This window comes from Nostoc sp. UHCC 0252, from assembly GCF_034931145.1.
Lineage (GTDB): Bacteria > Cyanobacteriota > Cyanobacteriia > Cyanobacteriales > Nostocaceae > Nostoc.
In genome coordinates this window covers 228,008-251,947 of the sequence record NZ_JAYGHE010000001.1, presented here as the reverse complement: position 1 = coordinate 251,947, position 23,940 = coordinate 228,008, and the positions used below count along the sequence as shown (strand labels likewise).

General features: G+C 40.9%; 23 protein-coding genes. 6 read left to right on the top strand and 17 right to left on the bottom strand.

Annotated features, from left to right (window positions below):
• Nucleotides 1-7 precede the first annotated feature (7 nt).
• The 12 genes from VB732_RS01005 to ffh form a co-directional block, all read right to left on the bottom strand.
• The gene (locus VB732_RS01005) at nt 8-1,657 is read right to left on the bottom strand and encodes a hypothetical protein (protein ID WP_323228950.1); all 1,650 of its coding nucleotides are present in this window, start codon (nt 1,655-1,657) and stop codon (nt 8-10) included.
• A gap of 38 nt (nt 1,658-1,695) precedes the next feature.
• Nucleotides 1,696-4,941, bottom strand: coding sequence for a tubulin-like doman-containing protein (locus tag VB732_RS01000; RefSeq protein WP_323228949.1), 3,246 nt, complete (start codon nt 4,939-4,941; stop codon nt 1,696-1,698).
• Nucleotides 4,942-4,968: 27 nt separating this feature from the next.
• Nucleotides 4,969-6,111: a VWA domain-containing protein gene (locus VB732_RS00995; protein WP_323228948.1), complete on the bottom strand. Its 1,143-nt coding sequence runs from the start codon at nt 6,109-6,111 to the stop codon at nt 4,969-4,971.
• Between the two features lie 367 nt (nt 6,112-6,478).
• Nucleotides 6,479-8,299 carry an ABC transporter ATP-binding protein gene (locus VB732_RS00990; RefSeq protein WP_323228947.1) on the bottom strand — a complete coding sequence of 607 codons (1,821 nt, stop codon included), beginning with the start codon at nt 8,297-8,299 and terminating at the stop codon, nt 6,479-6,481.
• Nucleotides 8,300-8,388: 89 nt separating this feature from the next.
• The gene (locus tag VB732_RS00985; protein WP_323228946.1) at nt 8,389-9,189 is read right to left on the bottom strand and encodes a DUF6816 family protein; all 801 of its coding nucleotides are present in this window, start codon (nt 9,187-9,189) and stop codon (nt 8,389-8,391) included.
• 134 nt (nt 9,190-9,323) lie between these two features.
• Nucleotides 9,324-9,722, bottom strand: coding sequence for a type II toxin-antitoxin system VapC family toxin (locus VB732_RS00980; protein ID WP_323228945.1), 399 nt, complete (start codon nt 9,720-9,722; stop codon nt 9,324-9,326).
• Nucleotides 9,715-9,996 carry a prevent-host-death protein gene (locus tag VB732_RS00975; protein WP_323228944.1) on the bottom strand — a complete coding sequence of 94 codons (282 nt, stop codon included), beginning with the start codon at nt 9,994-9,996 and terminating at the stop codon, nt 9,715-9,717. The genes VB732_RS00980 and VB732_RS00975 overlap by 8 nt, the downstream gene beginning before the upstream one ends.
• Before the next feature lie 159 nt (nt 9,997-10,155).
• Nucleotides 10,156-10,560 carry a ChuX/HutX family heme-like substrate-binding protein gene (locus VB732_RS00970; protein WP_323228943.1) on the bottom strand — a complete coding sequence of 135 codons (405 nt, stop codon included), beginning with the start codon at nt 10,558-10,560 and terminating at the stop codon, nt 10,156-10,158.
• Between the two features lie 77 nt (nt 10,561-10,637).
• Entirely contained in the window at nt 10,638-11,591 is a 954-nt protein-coding gene (locus VB732_RS00965) for a PhoH family protein (RefSeq protein WP_323228942.1), read from the bottom strand.
• A gap of 255 nt (nt 11,592-11,846) precedes the next feature.
• Nucleotides 11,847-12,284 (bottom strand): KH domain-containing protein, encoded by a 438-nt coding sequence (locus tag VB732_RS00960; protein ID WP_323228941.1) that lies wholly within the window; start codon nt 12,282-12,284, stop codon nt 11,847-11,849.
• Nucleotides 12,244-12,507, bottom strand: a complete 264-nt coding sequence (rpsP, locus tag VB732_RS00955) for a 30S ribosomal protein S16 (RefSeq protein ID WP_094328165.1) — start codon at nt 12,505-12,507, stop codon at nt 12,244-12,246. Before rpsP ends, VB732_RS00960 begins: the two co-directional genes overlap by 41 nt.
• Nucleotides 12,508-12,779: 272 nt before the next feature.
• On the bottom strand, nt 12,780-14,246 hold the full coding sequence (gene ffh, locus VB732_RS00950) for a signal recognition particle protein (RefSeq protein WP_323228940.1): 1,467 nt from the start codon (nt 14,244-14,246) through the stop codon (nt 12,780-12,782).
• A 164-nt stretch (nt 14,247-14,410) separates the two neighbouring features.
• Between ffh and VB732_RS00945 the strand changes: the two genes are divergently transcribed.
• A complete protein-coding gene (locus VB732_RS00945; protein ID WP_323228939.1) occupies nt 14,411-15,091 on the top strand; it encodes a Uma2 family endonuclease in 681 nt (226 codons plus the stop codon).
• Nucleotides 15,092-15,112: 21 nt separating this feature from the next.
• Nucleotides 15,113-15,298, top strand: a complete 186-nt coding sequence (locus VB732_RS00940) for a DsbA family protein (RefSeq protein ID WP_323228938.1) — start codon at nt 15,113-15,115, stop codon at nt 15,296-15,298.
• A 7-nt stretch (nt 15,299-15,305) separates the two neighbouring features.
• Here VB732_RS00940 and VB732_RS00935 read toward each other — a convergent pair whose 3' ends face one another.
• The 3 genes from VB732_RS00935 to VB732_RS00925 form a co-directional block, all read right to left on the bottom strand.
• Entirely contained in the window at nt 15,306-15,791 is a 486-nt protein-coding gene (locus VB732_RS00935; protein WP_323228937.1) for a hypothetical protein, read from the bottom strand.
• Nucleotides 15,792-15,844: 53 nt separating this feature from the next.
• Nucleotides 15,845-17,227, bottom strand: a complete 1,383-nt coding sequence (locus VB732_RS00930) for an aminopeptidase P family protein (protein WP_323228936.1) — start codon at nt 17,225-17,227, stop codon at nt 15,845-15,847.
• Between the two features lie 151 nt (nt 17,228-17,378).
• Complete coding sequence (locus VB732_RS00925; RefSeq protein WP_323228935.1) at nt 17,379-17,630, bottom strand: hypothetical protein; 252 nt, start codon at nt 17,628-17,630, stop codon at nt 17,379-17,381.
• Between the two features lie 156 nt (nt 17,631-17,786).
• On the opposite strand from VB732_RS00925, the gene VB732_RS00920 reads away from it, so the two are divergent.
• Nucleotides 17,787-18,587 carry a PhzF family phenazine biosynthesis protein gene (locus VB732_RS00920; RefSeq protein ID WP_323228934.1) on the top strand — a complete coding sequence of 267 codons (801 nt, stop codon included), beginning with the start codon at nt 17,787-17,789 and terminating at the stop codon, nt 18,585-18,587.
• A 7-nt stretch (nt 18,588-18,594) separates the two neighbouring features.
• On the opposite strand, the gene VB732_RS00915 is transcribed toward VB732_RS00920, so the two are convergent.
• The gene (locus VB732_RS00915) at nt 18,595-19,059 is read right to left on the bottom strand and encodes a DUF29 domain-containing protein (protein WP_323228933.1); all 465 of its coding nucleotides are present in this window, start codon (nt 19,057-19,059) and stop codon (nt 18,595-18,597) included.
• Nucleotides 19,060-19,303: 244 nt separating this feature from the next.
• On the opposite strand from VB732_RS00915, the gene VB732_RS00910 reads away from it, so the two are divergent.
• Nucleotides 19,304-19,750 carry a DUF4332 domain-containing protein gene (locus VB732_RS00910; protein ID WP_323228969.1) on the top strand — a complete coding sequence of 149 codons (447 nt, stop codon included), beginning with the start codon at nt 19,304-19,306 and terminating at the stop codon, nt 19,748-19,750.
• A 53-nt stretch (nt 19,751-19,803) separates the two neighbouring features.
• On the opposite strand, the gene VB732_RS00905 is transcribed toward VB732_RS00910, so the two are convergent.
• Nucleotides 19,804-20,418, bottom strand: a complete 615-nt coding sequence (locus tag VB732_RS00905; RefSeq protein ID WP_323228932.1) for a TetR/AcrR family transcriptional regulator — start codon at nt 20,416-20,418, stop codon at nt 19,804-19,806.
• A 149-nt stretch (nt 20,419-20,567) separates the two neighbouring features.
• On the opposite strand from VB732_RS00905, the gene VB732_RS00900 reads away from it, so the two are divergent.
• Both VB732_RS00900 and VB732_RS00895 read left to right on the top strand, forming a co-directional pair.
• Entirely contained in the window at nt 20,568-22,166 is a 1,599-nt protein-coding gene (locus VB732_RS00900) for a pitrilysin family protein (protein WP_323228931.1), read from the top strand.
• 46 nt (nt 22,167-22,212) lie between these two features.
• Complete coding sequence (locus VB732_RS00895) at nt 22,213-23,730, top strand: pitrilysin family protein (protein ID WP_323228930.1); 1,518 nt, start codon at nt 22,213-22,215, stop codon at nt 23,728-23,730.
• The last annotated feature ends 210 nt before the right edge of the window (nt 23,731-23,940 follow it).

Sequence of the window (23,940 nt, the reverse complement as noted above, 5' to 3'; positions counted from 1 at the left end):
TAATCAGTTAGAGTCTTTCTACTTGCTTTTCCATCCCCTGCCTTAATCGAGAAATTTCATCTTTGATATTGTTGACATCTTGATTAAATTCTTGAATATTATTGATTAACATTTCTAGTCCTTTTTTATTTATTTCTGTTTGCTGAATAATTCCTTTAACGATGAGAGCGCTGACATTTTTATATTCATTATTAAAAGTTTCATTATCTTTGTGGATAACATCTATAAAATCTGATTTAGACATATCGAATTTAATGCTTAACTGATTAGCATATTCTTCAAAATTGGTAATAGCAGCTTTAACTTGTTGGTTATTAGAACCCATCTGTTGAGATAAGTTTAAAATCAAGCGATCGCCTAAAGCTTCAATTGCTAAATTAAGTTGCTCTGTATAGCTTTTAACAACTTCTATTAACTCTGTCAAACTATTAGCTTTACTAGCAATCCCTTGCTCTAATTTATCGAGTTTGTTAATCGCTTTGGAAAAACTACTAGCTCCTTGCTTGAGTTGAGGAATAATCTCACTAAGGGAGCTTTGATTATTTTGATGTAACTCTAAAACTTGAATTGAAGTTTGATTAGCTTTTTTTATTTCTCCTGCCAAATTAGTCAATTCTTGAGTACATCGCTGAACTTCTATTACTGATGTTTCAATTACTTTGGTTGTTTGTGCCAAACTTGCAGCAGATTCTGAAAATCTTTCTTGCATGGTAGTCAAATTGGCTGTAGCTGTTGATAATTTTTGAGGAAACTGGCTACTAGCAAATATTTCAGCAGACTGTTTAAATATGTGAGATTTTGTATTTAGTTCAGCAATAGTGTGTTCAAATTCACTAGCAGCACCAGATATAGTGCCAGCAGCCTGATAAAAACCTTCATAAACTTGTTTTGCTAAATCGGTAGCTTCCTTATTCCCTTCAGCAATTTGTTTTGCCACACTTCCTATAGATTTTTCCACTGCATCCCGCACAGTATCGCCAAAGCGAGTTAAAAATTCATCCTGCTGGGATACCATTTTATTAACTATTTTATCGAGCCGAGTATCACCTTGAATCTGGGGATGATAAATATTATCTAGGTAATCTTCGAGAGAACAAATAAGTCTATATTTAGCAAAACTAGTATTTTTTAACCAGTTAAATAGTGTTAAAAAAGTACTAAAAAAAAGTCCAGTTAAACTGGTAGTAAAGGCAATACTCATTCCTTCTAATGGTTTCTTTAATTCAGCAACTAAACTGCCAACATTGCTGGTATTAGTTTGATTGATAGTTTGACTGAGTACGCCTAAATTAAGTGTGATACCTAGAAAAGTACCAAGTAAACCAAAGGCTAAGAGTAAATTAGGAAGAATACGACAAAAGTAATCGATTTGTTCACAAGTAAATCCCCAAACTTTTTCTTGGCTATAAACTTGGTCGATTAACGCTGCTGTATTAACCTGATCTAAGCTTTTACTAGTTTCTCTAAACCTTCGTTCTAGTTCTTCTAGGATTTTTGGTTTCTGTCCAGTTGATTGTCTATTAATTAGCCTTCTTACTTTCTCTTCCAATAAAAATAGATGTTGATACAGAGCCAAGCGGATAAAAATCGTAGCTATAGATGGGAGAACGACAAGTACAAGAGTAATAAATATTAAATAACTTGGGATTGGTGGCATCAAAAACACCTTGATAGTATGATTTTTTCCTAAAAAGACTAAATTGGGTATTTAGCAAAGATTTTTTGTTTTTGGCGATCGTACTCTTCTTCACTCATCAAATCGTCCGCTAAATCTTGCTTTAGTCGATCCAGTTCTAAACGCCTTTTTGCTAAATTATCAGTAGATTCTACAGGAAAATTAACAACTATCTCACCAACGATAGCTTTTTTATTTCCTATATCTCTGCTTTGAATTTGGGAATTTTTAAATCGCTCATCCATCTTTCTCCGAAAACGATTGATAATTCCCTCTTTAGCTACAGGATCAGTACTTGTAGGAGTTCCAGCTACTGCTGCTTTGTATGGATAATTGGCACTATCTTCTGGAAATTCATCAACTTCTTTGACAAATTGCCGCAATTTAACTAAATAGTTATTTTCCCAAAGTTCCGGTTGTCTTTCTATTCCAGCAATCTCATCATCTAAAAGCTGTTGTAAAGCTTCAGTCATATCCTTACGGTTAGCAAGTTCCTCCAAAGCTTGATTCCACTCTGGACTTAAAGAAGCAGTGGTATAACTATCGCGCAATGGATCGTGATATTGAAATTCTAACTGTTGATTCCCCTGATTTTTTTCTAATAAAGCCAATGCTAAACAAGGATAAAAAATATCTTCCAGTTCTTCCATTTTCCTGGCATCAGGTGGAATAATATCAGGAAATGAAACGTTATAGTCGTTATGAAGAAAAGATGTCGGAGAATGCTGTTCGCGTAAGTAAGGGTTTCTCATTCTTGATAAACTACTAATTAGTCTGAGAGGGAAACCAGCATACTCATTCACAATTAAAATTTCATCTTCAGCTTGAGTTGCTTTTAAGACACTTGGTTCCACTCCTATATCTTGTGTAAGCAAAGTTTTAAATTGTCGGACTTCTAACTCATCTGTATCCTTAAAACCAACTAATTTACTACTTTTGGCAGCATCTTCCCGAAAATAGGGGTCAGTTAAATTCAAACGCAAGAGAGGTTCAGCTTCTTGCATAACTTGTGCTAAACGAGTTGAACGTACTGCTAAAGAGTAGTTTTGCATAAAACGTTTAATTACAGAGTTGACAATATTAATACTCCGAGAAGCAAATAATTTATCAACTTTCAAGTCAATTTCTTTGTGTAATTGGTCTGGAGTGGTGCGTTCTCTGTCTATAAAACTTGCTAAAGATTGCCCTCTACCAGTTTGTTCTGTAATTGTCGAACTTACTAACACAAACTGGCGACGTAAATCCTCTTCTGGCAAAATATTTTGATAACATCGGTCAATATCCTCACCATCAAATATTGCTTCACCGCTCATTTCATCAAAATTTAATTGTCTCAAGTCTCTATCTTGCTTTTCATAAAAACTTTGTAAATCTTCTACTAAGCTATTAAAGGCAGCGACTTGAGTTGTTCTCTCTTGAACATGCTTTTGTAAGTTATTAACAATTTTTAGCGACTCTTGAACGACTGTGACATCAAAGTTATGTTGAATAATCTTACAGACTTCCTGTACTGATTTTCTGGCTTCATCTTGGAATTGGCTATTTTTATTATTTAAAAGTGGAATTCCAGGTTTCTGTTCAATATCCTCGATTGTTTGTTCAGTATCTCGCCATTTTCTCTCTAAATCTTCCAAGATTTTCATGCCACCACGGTCAGTAATTTTTTCTTGCAAGTTTAGTTGATAGTTATGCAATTCATGTTGCAAACCATCTAGCCAGTCACGGGTACTTTTAATAGAAAAATTAGAATCTGTGGGTGTGAGCAATTGACTTAAATAATCATCAATATTAGTCTTTAGTTCCTTGGTAATATTGGGAGAAATTTGTAGTAACCTAGTGAGCCAAATTCCTCTAGTACTTTCAGTTTCACCTGGCTGAACTTTGCGGAATTGTTCTCTAAATTCTCTTGGCAACTGTCCGCGAATATCATTGCGATTTTCGCGTTTTTGACAATCGGAAATTTGCCGTTCTAATTTATTTCTCCAAGTACTAATAGTATTACGAAAACTCTTATTATTCTCTTGAACTGATTCTGCTAGTTTTGTAGTGAAATTATCCTTATTTTCTGGGTCGTTGTGCCAATGATACTGAATAAGGAATTGTTCAATTAATTTTACGGGATCTGGACTTTGACCTTTGCCGTTTAACCAAAATTTTACTAGCTCTAAACTAACGCGGTTTAAAGCTATTTGTACAATAGTATCGCGGGGAAAATAGATAGCCGCCAATCCAAATGTTAAATACCGTTGGCTATTGGGACGCGGGTGTTTATCACATTGAATCATGTGTTGCAGAAAGTTGTCTCTACTGCCTTTAATTGCTGGTGCTAATTCACTAGAAAAATCTAAAGCAATCTTATGGGCAATAACATTACATAGTTTACCTTGAACCAAAATTGAATACTCACCTGCTGTTTGACTTGATACTAAATAGGTATAGTCAAATGGTGGACGCTGTTCTTGGATAAAAACTAAATTTTGCAAGTCATAAAATGCTTCAAATTTTGTGCCCGGTGTGCTGTAATAATTTAATTCTTTGAGAGCAGCATAAGTATTAGCGCTCATGCTAGGAGCATTACCATACAATTCTGGACTAATCACTAGATAGCCAAAAATTTTGGCGCTTTGATCGCTATAAAGCTGTCTGAGGCTATAAGCAATGTCCAGAAACATGCCGCTACCTGTACCGCCGCAAAGAGAACCGACAACAAAAATGCTTAGTCCTGGTTCGACTCTTAAGCCAGCTTTCAGCAATAAAGAATCATGTCCTCTGGTGCGCCTCTCTGCGCTTTCAATTGCTGTTTTAACCTTTTGATAATTGTGGAAAAAAGCTAATCTACCTACAGGTCTAATGCCTTTTGCACCTTCTTCAACTGCTTTAATATTTCGCAATAGTTGTGGTGGAAACCATCTGCCAATATGGTCGTATGGGCCATGACGAGTATATTCTGATCGCCGCTCCAATCCTTCGACAAACATAGTAACTTCGTTGGAGGACATTGTAGCACTGACTTTTTCTGCCTCTTTAAAGCTGAGGTCAACACCATGATAAGTACTTCCTGTACGAATACCGGTGACTTGGGTTGCGGCTTTATCTGTGTCAATGTGAACAAAACTTACAATTGGGAGATTACTTAAATCTCCATAACGGTCAACAATTAACCGCCGGATTCGCATTAAAACATCGCGTCCAGTACCGCCTAAACCTATACAAATTGTGCGGTTGATTCCCCGATATTGAAGTTCATTTGTAGTTGATTGACTCATTCTATGCACCTGAATTAATATTATTTTTTATTTTTTGAGTTTAATAATAATCTCGTAGTCGCGCTTGCGAGAATCTGGACAATTTAGGCGAAATTTAGATTTATCTATAAGTTGACGTGACGTAACTTCTTGATCGTTGTAATAAATTGGTATTAAATTAGTTGGTACTAAATAAAGTTTCTCACCTTTGCGTTCTAAGTATCCTCTAATTTCTACGCCTGGGCAATCAATAGAATCTATACAAGTAGAGTCATATTCACCAATTGCAATTCGTTTATTGTTTGGCAAGCTGCATTTCTGATCTTCTGGTTTTGCGGTTGCTTCAAAATCAACTATAAGTTCCCATTTTTTTCGGAGACGATATAATTTTAGTCCAGCTAAGAATAGACCTATTAGGATTAATATTGAAGTTAATCCAGGCAACCATAACTTTCTAATTAAATAAGGTGTGACTAAACAAGTTTCTTGATTACCTGGCGCTGGTGTACAAAATTCCTGGACTGTAGGAGCAATATCGACTACCGTGAGTTTATACTGTTGATTATTTTGTGTTTTAATTGATAGCGATCGCTTCTGAATGGGCAAATCTTTAATCCAAGCTTGTCGCTGTTGACTTTCGGGAGAATCTGCAACCCTAAAAGGACTACCAGCAGGCGTTTCTATCCAAATTTGCGATGTAATTCCTGGTTCGGTAAATAAAGGCGCATCTGTAACCCAAACTACTGATTGTGGTTTTATAGATTGGTTTTCTTGCAGACGATTTTGATTAATCTGAGCTAGACCTTGATAAATAGTAAATTCAGCTTGCTGAATATCTGTACCATAGTATTTTGAATCTGGCGAAGGTATTCTTGCTAAAATTTTGTCAATATTTTCTTGATTATTACTAATGAAGTAGATGGGTGTTCCCAACGGATTTACACCCGATTTAACTTCACTTAAAACTACATCTTGAGCAAAAGGAATAATGTAGACAGTATCTCCAGGCTTAAGGCTATCTTGAATGATCTGACGTAAGCGGATACGACCTTCATCATTCAAGCCTACACTTTCTGTCAAATCAATAGCCAAGACAACATCTCGTCCGCCACCCAAAACAGCAACTAAATCTAAGCCAACTTTTTGTGTAGAAGTAAGTGTTTGTCCAGAAGTAATTTTAGTTATATTCACAGATAATATAATTTAATTAAATAATTAATAAGACTTATTGCATAGATACCTAGCAAATGTAATCAGCGCTTTCATCCCCATATAAAATGGCAATAGCAAAACTCAGTTTATATACTTAAGATACGAAAATTGCAAGCCTCGCTTCTTGCATTACTTAAGCGGACATAGTTCAGCAGACTATAATTTTTATCTGAAATCTATTATCACATATTGTATACATTATGACTGGTGACTGAGAATTTTTAGTTTTGTACAAAATACTGTTGGGACAACTGAAAAATCGACCTTGTTGACAATACAATAAGGTCGATTTAATCAAGGATATTGATTTATGGGATCAATGTAAAATCCCAAATGTCTATGTTCCCTAACTTAGAAGTTCTCCTGTTTCTTGCAAGGAGTGTAGGCGGCGGTAAATGCCCTCGTGACGCAAGAGCTCATCGTGGCTACCCACTTCTACAATCTTTCCTTGCTCCAGAACTACAATTTTATCTGCTTCCCGCACTGTACTTAGACGGTGAGCAATCACAATTGTGGTGCAAGTACCCTGAATCGATCGCATCGCTAGCTGAATTGAACGCTCAGATTCATAATCTAAGCTAGAGGTGGCTTCGTCAAAAATCAGCACGTCTGGTTCCACTAACAACGCCCTCGCAATTCCTAACCGTTGTCTTTGTCCTCCAGATAACCTGACACCTCGTTCCCCTACAACGGTGTAATAACCTTTAGGTAACTGCTGCACTACTTCATCGACTCTCGCAATTTTACAGGCTTCCTTAACCTGCTCTAAACTGGCATTAGTTCTGCCATAGATAAGATTATCCAATATAGTACCGTTGAAAACGTCTACTTCTTGGTGAACGATCGCTAATCTCCGTCTATACTTACCCACATCCAAAGTGCGAATATCTTGACCATCGATCAAAATTTGACCTGATTGAGGTTCAAAATATCGCAACAGCAATTTCACTAAAGTAGACTTACCAGAACCGGAACGCCCCACTAATGCCACTGTTTGGTATGGCTCAATCAACAAGTTAATGTCTTGTAAAACTTGGCGGTTGGCATCATATCCAAAACTGAGGTGTGACAACTCAACTTTTCCAGTAAATTTATAAGGTGATTCTGTCTGGTTGCTCTTATCTAAAAGAGTTGCTGAATCAGATGCAGTTGGCTCTTGCAGAAATTCGTGAAACCGCAGCATGGAAGAATAACGACGGGCAAAAACTTCTGCCAAGCTGCTAATAGGTTCTAGTTCGGCATAAGCCATACTAGAAAGAGTTAAGGTCATGACAAAGTGACCGAGAGAAATTTTCCCATTTACTGTTGCTGCTAAAGTCAAACCCAGTATTGTAAACACACAAAACTGAATTACGGTTCTTTGCCAAGTACCCAGTTTCGTATAACCTTTGTGGATGCGATAATTAAGCACCATTAGTTCACGATTCAAACGTTGCTTTTGGCGTTTGAGTTCATTGGCTTCTGTAGCAAATGCTTTTACCGTTTTGATATTGGTGATTAATTCAGAAGTGCGGCTTTCGGTGTCCTCTCCATACTTATCCACACGTCTTTCAGACTCAATCAACTGCTGTAAATGCTTCAAGCTGAAGCTAAGAATAATTACAAAAGAAATTAGATATACAATTGCAATCCGCCATTCAATGAACAAGATAAACACAAAAATCCCCAGTACACGAGCCAGCTTAGGAATCAACTGTCCGGCGATTTCGGGATATGCCCAAGTGTGGTTAGCAACACCTCTAGCTACTCTGCCGGCAATCCGTCCGGGGTTGTTTTCATCATAAAATTCTAATGGCAGAGTCAGAACTTTGGCGATCGCTGTTTCGGTTTTTTCTCGACGCGATCTGAAAGCTATATCCCAATGAAACCAGTTGCTTAACCAGGGTTGTGTTGGCGCTTTCACTACGGTGACAAGAAAAATTAAGCCCAGTAATACACCCAAAGATAGAGTTTTATTAGCTGGATAATTGGTGATATCCGAAAAAGTTGCGATCGCACTTTGAATTGGTTTATCTAAAGGTTGAGCAGACAAAACGTTTAAAATCTGCCCAATCGCGTAAGGTACAACTAAATCAATAATTTCGTAAATGCTAGATGCTGTAATACTGAAAACACTCAGTTTCCAGTCAGAACGAAAGTAATTGACAATATCTTGAAATTTGGCCATGATGCACACCGTCCAAGAGCGCGATCGTGAGCTTGGAATTTATATACTACAGATGTAATACAAGTTAGTCAAGGTCTATTAGCTTGAAATCATGGCTTTTGAGTGCTAGGCATTTGCACTGGGACAAATTCTAGGCGATAGCGATAAAGAGCAACTGGTCGAGAACCAGCTTTAAAGTAATCTGGATCTTGGGGTGAAAGATAGACAGCAGTAACTTGATCTGCATCAATCGCCGGATTTGCTGTTGGAAGTTTATGATAAGCAGTGGTAGATTCTACAGAGTTTAAATAGGGGCGTGAACCACCTTTAAATAATTGTTGAAACACTTCTGTGGTGATGAACTTGCCATCAGAGGTAGTTTCTGTAGCGCGTGCAGTCACAATGGAAACTAATTGGCGACTGCTACGCAAAAATGTAATCTGACGATTAGGTGAATCGGGATCTACTTTGACTGATAACACTGCTTCATCCCCTAAATAAGCCCGTGCCAAATTCAAACTATTAAACGCTCTATCTGCCACTAAGCTTGAAGATTTGTTATCTATCTGAGGAAATATTTTTAAACTGGATATATCTGGTTGAGCCTTTACAAATCTTACTACAAAACTCACAGGTTGATTTAATTGTCGGCGATTACCTTCAAACCCTGGAGTTATGATATCTGGTGCTAAAGGTGCTGCTAAATCTACCAAAGTACTGGTAATTTGCCAAGAACCAGACATCCATTCCGGGTAAACTAAGTCACCCGAAGCCGATTGTACTGAAGTTAATTTTTCCCACTGGGGAAAATTTGCTAACTGCTCAGATAACTCTCCTGCTTCAGCTTCTCCACTCCATAGCAGGAAAAAAGCAATTAAGCAAAAACTCCAAATCGCTTTTATAAAAAACATTAGCAATTTTATATTTAACGTTTATTATTTATTGGTTACAGATTAATCTATAGTATCGACTCTTATTGATTTTAGTGAGAGTGACTCAAGGCAGTCTTAATAATCTTAATAAGACTATTCTATTGCCACAATTGTTATAGCTTAAATGGATTCAATGTATATATATCACAACCCTCAAAATCCTTAATATTTCTAGTAACAAGAGTCATGGAATGTATTTTGGCTGTTGCTGCAATAAGTATATCAGCTTGCGAACGGGGTTTACCTTGAGTCCTCAAAAAGCCTCTCAATTCACCAGAACACTTGGCAATTTCTGAGGTGATAGGGAAAATTTGACAGTGATTTGTAAGAAAGTTTTCAAACCAGTTTTGGATTCTAGAATTAGGCTTCGCTGTTAAACCATAATAAATTTCCTCAATTGTAATAACACTTAAGTTAATAGATGTCACAGTGCCGCTCCATGTTATTACCCCCGAATTTGGAATTGGACGAGTCAATTCACTGATAATATTAGTGTCACAAAGATTACTCATCCTCGTCTTCAATAAAAGGATTGTTACGGTCGCTTCGTAGTGGTATCTCTAAGCTATAATCTTCTTCAGTACATAACTGCTGGAGTTCTTTAAAGACTTGAGCTAGAGATGTTTTCGTAGCTTTTTGTCGCCAGTTTAAAAATTCTTGAAAAAGCTCAGGATCTAGAATTGCGGCCACCAATTCCTCTTCAGTATAGATTAGCTGAGGTTCTTGACTAGTCGCATTAATTATTGAGGGCAGCTGTTTTTGGGCTTCATCAAGTGTCCATTTCATTCTAAAAATCTCCAATATTTGGAAACATTTTATATAGAGACTTTTTTCAAGTTAGCTTATTTTCCCAAATTATTACGAGTGTATAATTTAATCAAAATAGTGATTATTTCATTAATACATCTAGCTTAACCGCAGTTTTTAACATACCAATGAGCAACATTAAATATCTGCTGGTAAAGGTTGCCAAACTTCCCCATATTGCTCCCGTAAAGCTTGCCAAGCTTCCACCTGCCCTAGTTCATATTCTCCTGGCTTACCCCATTGCAAGAATAGGCTTAAAGCAGGCTCATGTTTATCATCTAAAAACCGAATAGCATAGGTTGTAAAGTTGCCTCTTTTCGCTTCACCAGTTTCAAATTTTACTTGAATAATTCTATCCATATTCAAGTGAAATTCAAAGCCCTCGGTGTGCATATTCGCATATTTACCTTTTGGTAGTTCTGCATAAAATAGCTTTTCAATCTTGCCCCTTGCTTCTAATACAGCCGCGCTACTAGTAACAATTAAACGCAAGGTTCCAAGAGTTTCGCAACTTTCTAAAAATTCTTTCAATGTTGTGGTCATTTGTCATTTGTCCTTTGTCATTTGTCGTTGGTTAAACGATGAGTCCTAATTAATGCCCTATGCCCAATTCCCAATTTCTATTTTTCGTATTGTTCATAAGCAGCGACAATGCGCTGAACTAAAGGATGGCGCACGACATCTTTTTGGGAAAATTCGCAAAAGGCAATACCTTCAACGTGTTTTAAAATTTGTAAAGCCACTCCTAAACCTGATTGTTGGTGAAGTGGTAAATCAGTTTGTGTCATATCGCCTGTAATCACCATCCGCGAACGGAAACCCAAACGAGTCAAAACCATTTTCATCTGAGCGGGTGTAGTATTTTGAGCTTCATCGACAATGATAAAGGCGTTATTGAGGGTGCGTCCCCGCATATAGGCAAGTGGCGCGACTTCAATCACACCGCGTTCCATTAAACTGGGTACTTTTTCTGGGTCGATGAATTCGTAGATAGCATCGTAAAGTGGGCGAAGATAGGGATTAACCTTCTGCTGTAAGTCTCCAGGCAAAAAACCGAGTTTTTCACCAGCTTCGACAGCAGGGCGAGTTAAAATTAGCTTTTCAACTTGATTGGCGAGGAGTGCTTGTACGGCGACAACAACGGCGAGATAAGTTTTGCCAGTACCAGCAGGCCCAATCCCAAAGGTAAGATCGCGCCTACGGAGTGCGTCGATATATTGGCGCTGGCGGAAGGTTTTGGCACGGACTTCTTCGCCCCTGCGACTTTTGGCAAGGACATCTCGCTGTAAATCTTGCAGTTCCCCTTGCCGATCGCTATCTATGGCTTGACGGGCTGTTAAAATATCAGCGTTGGTGATGGTATTGCCTTTAATCCAGAGACTTTCAAGCGATCGCACTAATCGAGAAGCCAGATCAATTTGCCCTTCAGTACCAGAAATCAATAATTCTTGTCCGCGTAAGACTAAAGTCGCACCTGTTTGGCGAGATAGTGTTTTGAGATTTTCTTCTCCATCTCCCCCAAGAGCGATCGCACTAGCAACATTAGGCAGCTGAATTGTTAAAGCACCTGCCATAGTATTTTTTAATTCGTAAGGATCTATTTTTGACAAAGGTTAATATTTTTTCGCTAAAAACGAAATTACGCTTTTTACTTACATTTTAGAAAAATATTTCCAACAAATGAATCGGCCGTAGAGGCGTAAATCTGTACGTCCCTACTTTTAAATAGTTCAAAAAAAGACCCAACGATCTTTTTACTACTTTCCATGTTTACAAAAATTCTGAGCGGAGGTTACTACAACCGCTCAGATTTGTTCTCTAGTTTTAACCTAGCGGAGGCGGGGTTTAACAATGGGTTTAGGCCCATCATTTCCACGCACTTCTCTTCTAGCCGGCGGTGGCGATCGCTCTTCTGTGTCTTCATCAGAAGACATACCTTCACGGCCCGGAGTGGTACTGCCGTAAATATCCAGGTATGCTGATTGCCCAGCTGCGGCTGCGGCTGCGGCAATTACTGTACGAATCGCCTGAATATTGCGTCCCCCTCGACCAAAAACTTTCCCTTTATCTGTGCTTTCAAAGGCGATGCGAACCCAAACCCGGTTGAGGGCCTGAGATATTTCACAATCCACGCTTAAAGTCTCTGGAGATTCCAAAAATGGCTGCACCAAAAACCGAACCAGATCAACATAGTTGGGACTGGCTGTTGGCAATTTTGTTCCGAAATTATGATGCGGCTGTTGTTGCACTGACCTGTTCAAAAACATTAGCTTTTACTAGAATGCGACGTACGGTGTCAGTGGGTTGAGCGCCTTGTTGTAGTCGCTTGACGATACCGGGAACGTCTAATCGCACTTCATCAGTTCTGGGGTTATAAAATCCCAATTCTTCTAGGGGACGGCCATCACGGCGAGCGAGGTTGTTAATGGCGACGATACGGTAACTTGCTTCCCGTTTTTTACCGAATCGTTTCAAGCGCAGTTTGATCATGGTTGAAGAATCATTCTCCTGTTTAGATATTAATTAGCAACTAGTGGGCGAAGAAGTAACCTAAATCTGGCTATTGCCGAGAAATTGAGGGTTAGTTTCCTCTGCTGATAAATTCTGAGGTCGAAATGCTAATTTTAGCACTGCCTAGCATTTGCTGCTATTAGTCATTAGTCATTAGTCATTAGTCATTTGTAAATTACCAATGCCCCATACTTCTCTACGAGAAGCTGCGCCAACGACTCCGCTCAGTATAAGTGCCCAATGCCCAATAACTAAAGATTGCCGAAGCCTTTTTTCTTTTTGTCTTTGGGTTTTTTCTTTTTCGCACCTGCATCGCCACCATAGCCGCGCCATCCGGGGGCTGCGGGACGATTGCCAGCACCTGCGAAGGCATTGCCCATACCGCCGCCACCGCCGAACATTCCCGGCATTCCAGGGAAGCCACCTTGACCCATTTGCTGCATGAGCGATCGCATTTTTTGGAAATCACCCACCAATTTAGTCACATCTGACTCTCTATAACCGGAGCCAGCAGCAATCCGCCGCCGCCGACTGGGAGAACTGGCTAATAAATCGGGGTCGTGGCGTTCTTGGCGAGTCATGGAGTTAATCATCGCTTCACAGCGCTTTAGCTGGGTTTCTCCCTGCTTTAGCTGATCATCTGAAAGCTTGTTCATCCCTGGGATCATCTTGATGAAGCCTCCCAGAGATCCCATATTTTTCAGCATCCGCAACTGCTTGAGAAAGTCTGTAAAGTCAAACTTTGCTGACAGGATTTTCTCCTGCATTTTCTCAGCATCGGCTAAATCGAATTCTTCCTGAGCTTTTTCTACCAGGGTTAGCACATCGCCCATTCCCAAAATTCGGGATGCCATGCGATCGGGATAAAAGGGTTGCAGTGCCTCGACTTTCTCACCCACGCCCACAAATTTAATCGGCGCTCCCGAAATCTTTCGCACCGAAAGCGCAGCACCACCACGGCTATCACCATCCATTTTGGTGAGAATCGCCCCAGTAATTCCGATTTGATCGTGGAAGGTGCGAGTCAGATTTGCTGCCTCTTGACCAGTCATCGCGTCCACCACCAACAGAGTTTCATGGGGTTGGACAGTTGCTTTGATGCGGGCTAATTCCGCCATCATATCTTCGTCAATTTGCAGGCGACCAGCAGTATCAATAATTACTGTGTTTACACCTTCTGCCCTAGCGCGTTCTACACCTTGCCTTGCAATTTCTACGGGATCTGCGTCGCTTCCTAGTTCAAATACTGGTACATCAATTTGCTTACCCAACGTCAGCAACTGGTCGATCGCGGCTGGGCGATATACGTCTGTCGCCACCAACAAACAGCTACGATCTAATTTTCTCAAATGTAAGGCTAACTTAGCCGTAGCTGTGGTTTTACCAGTACCTTGCAAACCAGCCATCAACACAATAGTCGGCTTTTCTTGGGCTTCTGCGATCGGAACATTTTCTTCTCCCATCACCTCCACCAGTTCATCGTGGACAATTTTGATGAACTGTTGGTCAGGTCGCACGCCAGTAACCACCTCGGCTCCCTGGGCTTTGGCTTCGACTTCGCTAATAAAATCTTTGACTACCTGGAGATTGACATCTGCCTCCAACAAGGCGCGGCGCACTTCGCGCAATGCATCTTGAATGTTGGATTGAGAAATTTTGTCCTGTCCCCGCAGTTTTTTCCAGGCGGATTCTAAACGGTCAGATAGAGCATCAAACATAATGTAATTACAGGTAGTTCGCCAATGAGGAATCTTGAACCGCCGATAAATGCGATTCCGAATTTCCGCTAAATTTTAAACGTGCTATTTACCAGCTTAGTAGTTTTCACCGCGACTGTAGCAACCAGATACCTAGCTTTATAGAAGATTGAGCTTAAAGTACAATGAAGGCAAGAAAGGCTATTGTACAGCGAGAACCTACATCACATATCGCTATGACTAGCAACACACTGCTTCAACCCACAGAAATCGTCCACCTATCGGGTATCAGTTGGCAAACTTATGAAAACTTGCTAACTGAACTTAGCGCTAGTCGCCGCCTCCGGCTTACTTACAATCGAGGTACTTTAGAAATCATGGTTCCTTCACCTGAACATGAAAGTTATAAAAAAATTGTGGGTCGATTTGTCGAAACTCTAGCGGAAGAACTAAAAGTTAGGATTCAGCCCCTTGGTTCTACTACTTTCAAACGTCCAGAACTGAGTGGCGCAGAACCAGATGAATGCTTTTATATTAAAAATGTCAAGTTCATTAAGGGCAAAAAAAGAATTAATTTGCAACAAGATCCGCCGCCAGATTTGGTAGTAGAAATTGATATTACCAGCAGTTCCCAAAATCGTTTTCAAGTTTATGCTGATATGGGTGTACCAGAGATTTGGCGTTATGATGGCACTATTTTTAGTATAAATATATTACGAGATGACCAATATATAGCTGTTGACCAAAGTTTAGCATTTCCTAATTTGCCATTAACAGAAATTTCTAATTTTTTACAGCAGGTGGAAGAAAAAGATTATTTGGAATTAGTTAAAGAATTTCGCCAATGGGTTAAAAGCCAAATTTGATATCAAAATAATGATGTCGGCTTGAATGGCGATCGCATTCTTAAGTTAATCCACAAGGAAGCAGCCAAACTTGCAGCAGTCGCAGCTTTGGCAGAATACGAACAGTTTGGCTGTCCCGGAGTCCCGACTTGGGTAGTCGAAGGCGAGAGATTTTGGGGAAAAGATCGCGTTGATTGGGTTGTCGAAAAGGTAAAGCAATTATCTTAATTCTTTCTCAACGAGTCGTCGGTTTTAAACGCTGTTGTTGATAAAAACGGACAACTTTTTGCACATACTCAGCAGTGAAACCTTTGTTACAACCTGTATAGCTACCAGTCATCCACCAACAAGCTGCACCACGCACAGATGCAATTTCATTATTGTTAGTGGCGCGGAACTGATTGCTTAACTCCCGGCGGGTAATGCAAGAGACAACTTGGCGAGCGATCGCAGGATTGTTTTCAAACTGCGTCGGTGTTAGTTCTCGTTTGAGACAAGTTCTTGACCAACCTTTGAGGGTTTCTGGTTTCACTTGCCATTCGCTGTAATATCCATCGTTGGGATTTTTTGTCTGCGGTGCAGCCTGTCGCAATGACTCTACCATCGCTGCAATTTGGGTATCAGAAACCGCTACTGGCTGCTGTGCTTGAGCTAATAATGGCAATAGTCCGAAGCTTACAATAACTCCGTTGAGTAGTAATCCTATGGTTTTTTTTCTCATAAGGAAACATCCTATGTGTTTACGCTATCAATTAGCAAGCCATGATGCACAGATTAACGACCTACTAAATTTTCTATAGTATCAGCATCATTTGGTAATGCAGCTGTTAAAATTTCGCTACCTTCTGTTGTAACTAAAACATCATCTTCGATGCGGATTCCGCGCACATCGGCAAATTCAGATAAACGCTGCCAATTAACTACATTTTGATATTTTGAGCGAACATTGGTATCATTTAAAATTGCTGGTACTTGATAAAAACCAGGTTCAATTGTGACTAACATTCCTGGGCGCAGGGGACGATTTAAACGCAGGTAGCCTAAGCCAAAGCGATCGCTCCTAGAACGTCCCTCTTCATACCCAGCTATATCACCCAAGTCTTCCATATCATGGACATCTAAACCCAGTAGATGACCGATACCATGAGGGAAAAACAGCGCGTGGGCATCCATCTCTACTAAATCTTGGGGATTTCCTTGTAAAATGCCTAACTCCACTAAACCTTCAGCGATCGCCGTGGCAGCTAGTAGATGAATATCTTCATACTCTACACCAGGCTGTATTTTGGCAATGCAAGCATCATGAGCCGCCAGTACCACATCATAAATATCTCTTTGGGTAGATGAAAACTTACCGGAAACTGGCCACGTGCGAGTAACATCACCTGCCCAACCCATCTCAGTTTCAGCGCCAACGTCAGCAAGGAGTAAATCACCTGGTTGCAATGGGTGGTGATAGTGTTCGTTATGCAAAACTTCGCCGTGAACAGTGACAATACTGTTGTAAGAAGTGGTCATATTGTGGGCAATAATTACTCCTTCCATCGCTGCACGAACTTCTGCTTCTAGCTTGGCTTGAGGTGTTGCTGCCATCCCAGCTTTGTGTGCTTGAACAGTTACAGCAGCAGCTTTTCGCAACTCAGTTAATGCAGCTTCATCGTGGGTGAGGCGAATAGAAGCGATCGCTTTAGCTAAATCTAAATCAATTCCTTGGGGAGGACTTTGGGGTAAAACCCATCTATTTAATAGCTGCGATTGTTGCGTCCATGTCGCTGCATCTTGTACGGCAAGTGTGACGGCATCTTCTAGCCAAGATTCTAATTCTGCCATTGGCCTTGCTACATCTGCCCCAATCTTCTGCGCTATCTCCTCGCGCGTTGGCGTTTCTCCATGCCAAAGGGCACTGCTGGGTGATGGATCGTCGATGAATAGTTCTAGCTTGCCTGCTTCTAAACGAATTGCTGCATTTGATAATGGCAGTCCGGCAAAATAGAGGAAATGACTATTAGCGCGAAACGGAAAGGGATTTGCCGGAAAATTGCGCGGACTGTTGCTACCTGACCAGAGAACTACGGGAAAATCAATGAGTTTGGCTAGTCGTTGCCGTCGGAGGCGTAAATTATCGACGAGGGAAGTAGAAGTTTGTGGAATAAGCATAAATAGAAACTTCAGGTTATAGTTTTGCCTTTATTTAGGTAGGCATAATTAAATATTAAGATGTCATTGCGAGCGAAGCGAAGCAATCCCAGAGACTTTGTGATTGCTTCGCTTTGCTCGCAATGACATTTATTCACGCCCATCTACTTATTTAGTCATTATCGTCATCGTCTTTGCGATTTTTGCGATCGCCATCATCATCATCATCGTCATCATCATTGCGATTTCTGCGATCGCCATCATCATCATCATCATTATCGTTCTGGTTGGGTTGCAGGACTGGTTTTTGTTGCTCAGTTGGTGCAAGTGGTTGCGGTACTTCAACAGCACAACTAACTAATCCTCCAAAAATTAACGCTAAGTTGACAGCAGCAAAGATGCTTCTAAAGCTTTTTATCCTCATGTTCCCGTTTTGCTTGAACAAAATTGTATTCCTAATTTATAAGGTTACTGTATATGGCGGTTCTGGTTTGGATGTAACAGCATTGTTAACTAACGGCATAAATCTCTAATACACTCTTGATAAATATATTGCTGTTTAACTTTTAAGGTGACTCTAATGGGACAAACCGTTACTCAGGTTGATGCTTTTAGCAATATACCTTTCGCAGGAAATCCTGCTGCTGTCTGTGTTCTGCCCACTCGCCAAAATGAACGTTGGATGCAAAACGTAGCGCAGGAGATGAATTTATCTGAGACGGCTTTTTTAGTTAGACAAGATGATGGCTTCAATCTGCGTTGGTTTACGCCGACGGTAGAAGTACCGCTTTGTGGTCACGCAACTTTAGCTAGCGCCCATGTCCTTTGGTCAGAAGGGCATTTGTCACCTGATGAAGTTGCGCGTTTTTATACCAAAAGCGGAGTGCTGATTGCTAAGTTACAAGGTGAGTGGATTGAGTTAGATTTTCCTGTCAATCACTCAAAAGAAACAGTCGCCCCGCAAGAACTCAAAGTTGCTTTGGGTGTACCTTACAAATCTGTTTACTTGAATTCCTTGGGCTATTTAGTGGAATTGGAATCTGAAGATTTGGTACGGCAAATACAGCCAAATTTCCAAATACTGAAAACATTGCCTACTTCTGAAATCATTGTCACCAGCCTTACCGATTCTGATTCTGAATATGATTTCATCTCTCGCTTCTTTGCACCGGGTTTAGGGATTGATGAAGACCCTGTGACTGGGGCGGCTCATTGTTGTCTCGCTCCCTTTTGGCGCGATCGCTTACACAAAGATGAGTTATTGGCTTATCAAGCATCCAGTCGCGGTGGAGTCGTAAAAGTCCGCTATACCGGAGGCGATCGCGTCTTTCTCGCTGGACAAGCGGTAACTGTTATGCAAGGTGAGTTAATTAACGCATAAGCCTAGATTACAAATCAATCGCATCCGGCAAAAACTCAGCATCGAGAACTTGGGCAATGAGATAAGGACATTCCACTGGAAAGGTATTTATTGGTAGTTCAGTTTCGTTACTAGCAGCTTTTAATCCGCGATCGTAACATTGGGCTAAAACTTCTTCTGGATATGATTTGAGGCTGGGACTCTCTTGCAACAAATCTGCAATCCGGTTGCGTTGCTCATTAATCGTATTTCGCCACGAGCCACTTCGCATAATGGACTGATATTGCCACTTTAGCAAATGCTGTAATAATACTTCCAGGCGGCTTTTCAATTCTCGCCGTTCAGACCGTCCCAAGTTTTCAATTTCCTCAATCACACTATCCCAATCTACCTGTTCAAATTGTCCAGCACGAATGAGTTGTACAGTCTTTTCTGTCCATGCTACAAAGTCTATTTCATACAACTGGGCTGTATTTTTCGGAATTGGTGTCATGAACTTCGTGCAATCCACTATGAAGTAACTAGATTTTAACTATCACGCCCATCTTTATTTAATGTTAGTCGATGCAATGGCATTGTTTGTCAAAACAATCGCATTGTCAGGCGATACAATGAGATTGTCAGTCGATGCAATGGTATTGTTAGTCAAAACAATCGCATTGTTAGTCTATGCAATAACATTGTTAATCAAAACAATCACATTGTCAGTCGATGCAATGGCAATATTTAGTTTTAAAATGTCTACTAAAAATACAAATAATCGAAATCTGGTTGCATCTCGTGACTGGCCAATCGAGCAATTACCTGGACTGACCAACGAAGAACAATCACAACTGCAAAATTGTGGGATCGATACCACAGTAGCGCTAGTCAAACAAGGCAAGACTCTAGAGGCGCGGCTGGCCTTAGCAAATAAATTACAAATTCATCTTCAGTATGTAAATAAATGGATGGCTTTAGCTGACTTAGCGCGTATTCCCAGCGTAGGCGTGCAATATTGTGGTTTATTGCTTCACGCAGGTATTGGTTCTGTAACCCAGTTAGCACAGACTCCCACTCACAGATTGCATCAACAAATCATGCGCTTGCAAGTGGCAACAATGCAGCGACGAGATTTGTGTCCAGCAATTGAGCTAGTACAACAGTGGAGTCAGCAAGCGAAAATAGTGCTGAATGGGGAATAGGGAATGGGGAATGGGGGGAAGTTGGAGTAAGTCTTTGCCCAATGCCCAATTCTCTAATCTTTAACTAAGACACCATTGAGGAAGATATCAGCGAGTCCTTCGGCCATTTCCTGCATTTGTTGGGGGGAAGCGTCAGGTTCCATAATGGTGTTGTTAGAAAAACCTGCGATCGCAAACATTCCCAAGAAAACTTTCGCAACTAGCTTGGCATCCGTTTTGCGATAAACGCCTTTATCCATCGCTGTTTGGAAAAATGCTTCGCCCACATCGGTCATTTTGGTAATGACTTCTAATTGAATGCGATCGCGCAAATCGGGGTGGAACTGCACCTCCATAAAACAAACGCGCATCAAATCGGCATTTTTTTGAAAGTTCCACATCCGGCGACGCATTACTTGAGCTACGGCTTTATAGCTGCCCATTTCACTTAATTCTGTCAGCAAATCAGTTAGAATTTCTACCCAGCCACTCGTGGCTACTTCTACTAAAATTGCTTTTTTATTGGGAAAATGACGAAATAAAGTGCCTTCAGCTACACCTGCCGCCTGCGCTAAATCACGGGTGGTAGTGCCGTCAAATCCTTGAGAGGCGAACAACCTTTGTGCTGCTTGTAAAATTCGGGTGCGCGTCTGAGCCTCTGAAGGTGGGGAAGAATTAAAAACTCGCATAACAGTTATGGTGAAATGTGCGGAACACGATTTGTAGCATTATTGTCTAACGTCAAGTAAAAAAGCTCAACAAGCTTAATACAACATTAACGTCCTTTTGCTAAGTATCCTGTTTCTCAGGTAGTGTAACTTTATCTTAATTTTTGCTTATGAACCAGATCAGTCGGTCAATTTTGGATTTATTACGGCGGTTGTTTGTCACTTTGTTGGCTTTGATCGTCCTCTGGTGGGGATTGCTACCAGAAATTGCTCTGGCTCAAACTCAAATTGCACCTCCTCAAGAAACCAAAACTCAAACTCCACCAGTTCAAAGTTCAATCCAACCTTATCTGGATCGAGTCATTAAACAGTTAACGGAGTTTCGCCTCGACAATGGTTTAAAATTCCTTGTCTTAGAACGGCATCAAGCGCCTGTGGTTTCCTTCCTGACTTATGCAAATGTCGGTGGTGTGGATGAGCCAGATGGTAAAACTGGTGTAGCTCACTTTCTAGAACATTTGGCGTTTAAAGGTACAACGCGCATTGGCACAGAAGACTACAAGGCAGAAAAACCTCTGCTAGATAGATTGGAGCAGTTAGATACTCAAATTAAAAAAGCCAAAGCCGATGGCAAAAAAGATGAGGTTGCGCGGTTAGAAGCTGAGTTCAAGCAAGTAGAATCACAAGCAGGTAAGCTTGTCAAGCAAAACGAATTGGGGCAAATCGTCGAACAAGCGGGAGGTGTAGGTTTAAATGCCAATACTTCTACCGAAGCTACCCGTTATTTTTACAGTTTTCCTGCCAATAAGCTGGAACTGTGGATGTCGCTGGAGTCGGAACGATTTCTCGATCCGGTAATTCGTCGTGAATTTTATAAAGAGAAAGATGTAATTTTAGAAGAACGACGGATGCGGGTAGAGAATTCACCTATTGGACAAATGGTGGAAAAGTTTATCGATACTGCTTACAAAGTCCATCCTTACAAGCGTCCGGTGATTGGTTATGACCAAGATATCCGCAATCTGACACCAGATGATGTCCAGAATTTCTTTGATACTCACTATGTACCAAGTAATTTAGCGATCGCAATTGTCGGAGATGTAAACCCGGCTGAAGTGAAAAAACTGGCGCAAACTTATTTTGGCCGCTATAAAGCAAAAACCAAAGCTGTTGCACAAATCCCGGTGGAACCGCCACAAAAACAAACACGGGAAGTTACTTTACAACTACCTTCTCAACCCTGGTATTTAGAAGGTTATCATCGTCCGGCTGTTACTCATCCAGATAATGCAGTCTATGAAATCATTGGCAGTTTATTAAGCGATGGGCGCACGTCGCGGTTGTATAAGTCTTTGGTAGAAAAGCAGCGTTTGGCGCTAAATGCTCAAGGTTACAGTGGATTTCCTGGAGATAAGTACCCAAACTTGATATTCTTCTATGCTCTCACGGCTCCTGGTCATACAGTTGATGAAGTGGCGGTGGCTTTGCGCCAAGAAATTGACAAATTAAAAACTGAGCCTGTAGCGGCGGTTGATTTGGAACGGGTGAAAACCCAAGCACGGGCGGGTTTGTTACGTACCCTTGATTCCAATATGGGGATGGCTCAACAATTGTTGGAATATGAGGTGAAAACTGGCTCTTGGCGGAATTTGTTTAAGCAGTTGGATGATATTTCGGCGGTGACAACGGCTGATATTCAAAGAGTGGCGAAAGAGACGTTTACGCCGGGGAATCGCACGATTGGTAAGTTGTTGTCGAAAGAAGGATAAGAGAAACGAACCGCGAAGGCGCAAAGGGCGCGAAGGAAGAAAAGATATGCAGAGGTACAAGGTGAAGGGTAAAAGGTGGATGGGGTTGAAAATCAAAAATGGGAAGGGTTTAATTTATGCTTTGGTTGCTGTTTTTGCGTGTTTACTTTTAACTTGTAATTTTTCTCTGGCGGCGACGACTGAGGCAAAGCATTATAGTGAGTTGCAGTTGCCACCGTTACCTGAGATTAAGATACCGAAATATGAGCGGTTTGTTCTCCAAAATGGCTTGGTTGTCTATTTGATGGAGGATCACGAATTGCCGTTGGTGAATGGTACGGCGTTTGTGCGGACAGGAAATCGCTTGGAACCAATGGAGAAAGTTGGTTTAGCTGGTTTTACAGGCGCAGTAATGCGAACTGGGGGAACTAAGCAACATTCGGCTGATGAACTCAATGAGATGTTGGAACAACGGGCGGCATCTGTAGAAGCTGGTATTGGCGAAGGTTCTGGTAGTGCTAGTTTTGATGCGTTGAGTGAAGATTTAGAAACGGTGTTTGGGTTATTTGCCGAGGTGCTGCGATCGCCAGTATTTGCTCAAGAAAAGCTAGACTTGGCTAAGACGCAAGCTAAGGGTGGCATTGCTCGTCGCAATGACGATCCAGATGACATTGCTAGTCGAGAATTTAAGAAATTGATTTATGGGAAAGATAGTCCATACTCTCGCACGATAGAGTATGCAACGGTGGATAACGTTGAGCGTGAGGATTTGATCAACTTTTATCAGCAATATTTCCACCCCAACAATATGATTTTGGGGATTGTGGGGGATTTTGACTCTAAGAAAATGCGATCGCTCATTCAAGCTAAGTTTGGCGATTGGAACCGCAACCCAGGTATTGCTAAACCCAAATTACCATCGGTTTCGGCAGCTAATACAGGTGGAGTGTTTTTTGTCAATCAGCCACAATTAACCCAAAGTAGCGTACTTATCGGCCATTTAGGCGGACGGTTCGACAGTCCCGATTATGCCGCGCTGGATGTATTGAATGGAGTGTTAAATGGATTTGGTGGACGCTTATTTAATGAATTGCGATCGCGTCAAGGTTTAGCTTACTCTGTCTATGGCCAGTGGAGTCCCCGCTACGACTATCCTGGCATGTTTATTGCTGGTGGACAAACGCGATCGGATGCTACCGTGCAGTTTGTCAAAGCCTTACAAGCTGAAATCAAGCGGATTCAAACTCAAAGAGTGCCAGCAAAAGAACTGGCTTTTGCGAAAGAATCTACACTCAACTCCTTTGTATTCAACTTTCAAGATCCCAGCCAAACCTTATCAAGGTTGATGCGATACGAATATTACGGCTATCCGGCTGATTTTCTCTTTCGCTATCAAAAAGCCGTCGCCGCCACCACAGCAGCTGACGTGCAACGGGTAGCACGAGAATACCTCAAGCCCGACAAGATTGTGACTCTAGTAGTCGGGAATCAAGCCGCCATTCAACCGCCATTGACACAGCTAGCAACAAAGGTGATACCAATAGATGTAACGATTCCTGGTTCGAAACCACGGGTGAAGAATTAATCACAAACTGCGATCGTAACGATAAATAGAGACGCAATTTATCGCGTCTCTAGTCAAATAAAATAATTTGCTTCTTTATCGGGAAATGACTAAGGACAAATTGTAGTAACAACTAGAAACTAAATCAGGAACCAAAACCTCTGGGGATTCCAGAGGTTTTTTCTTTAAACTGTGGCGATATCGCAGCAAAAATTGTCGCAGTGCATTAGT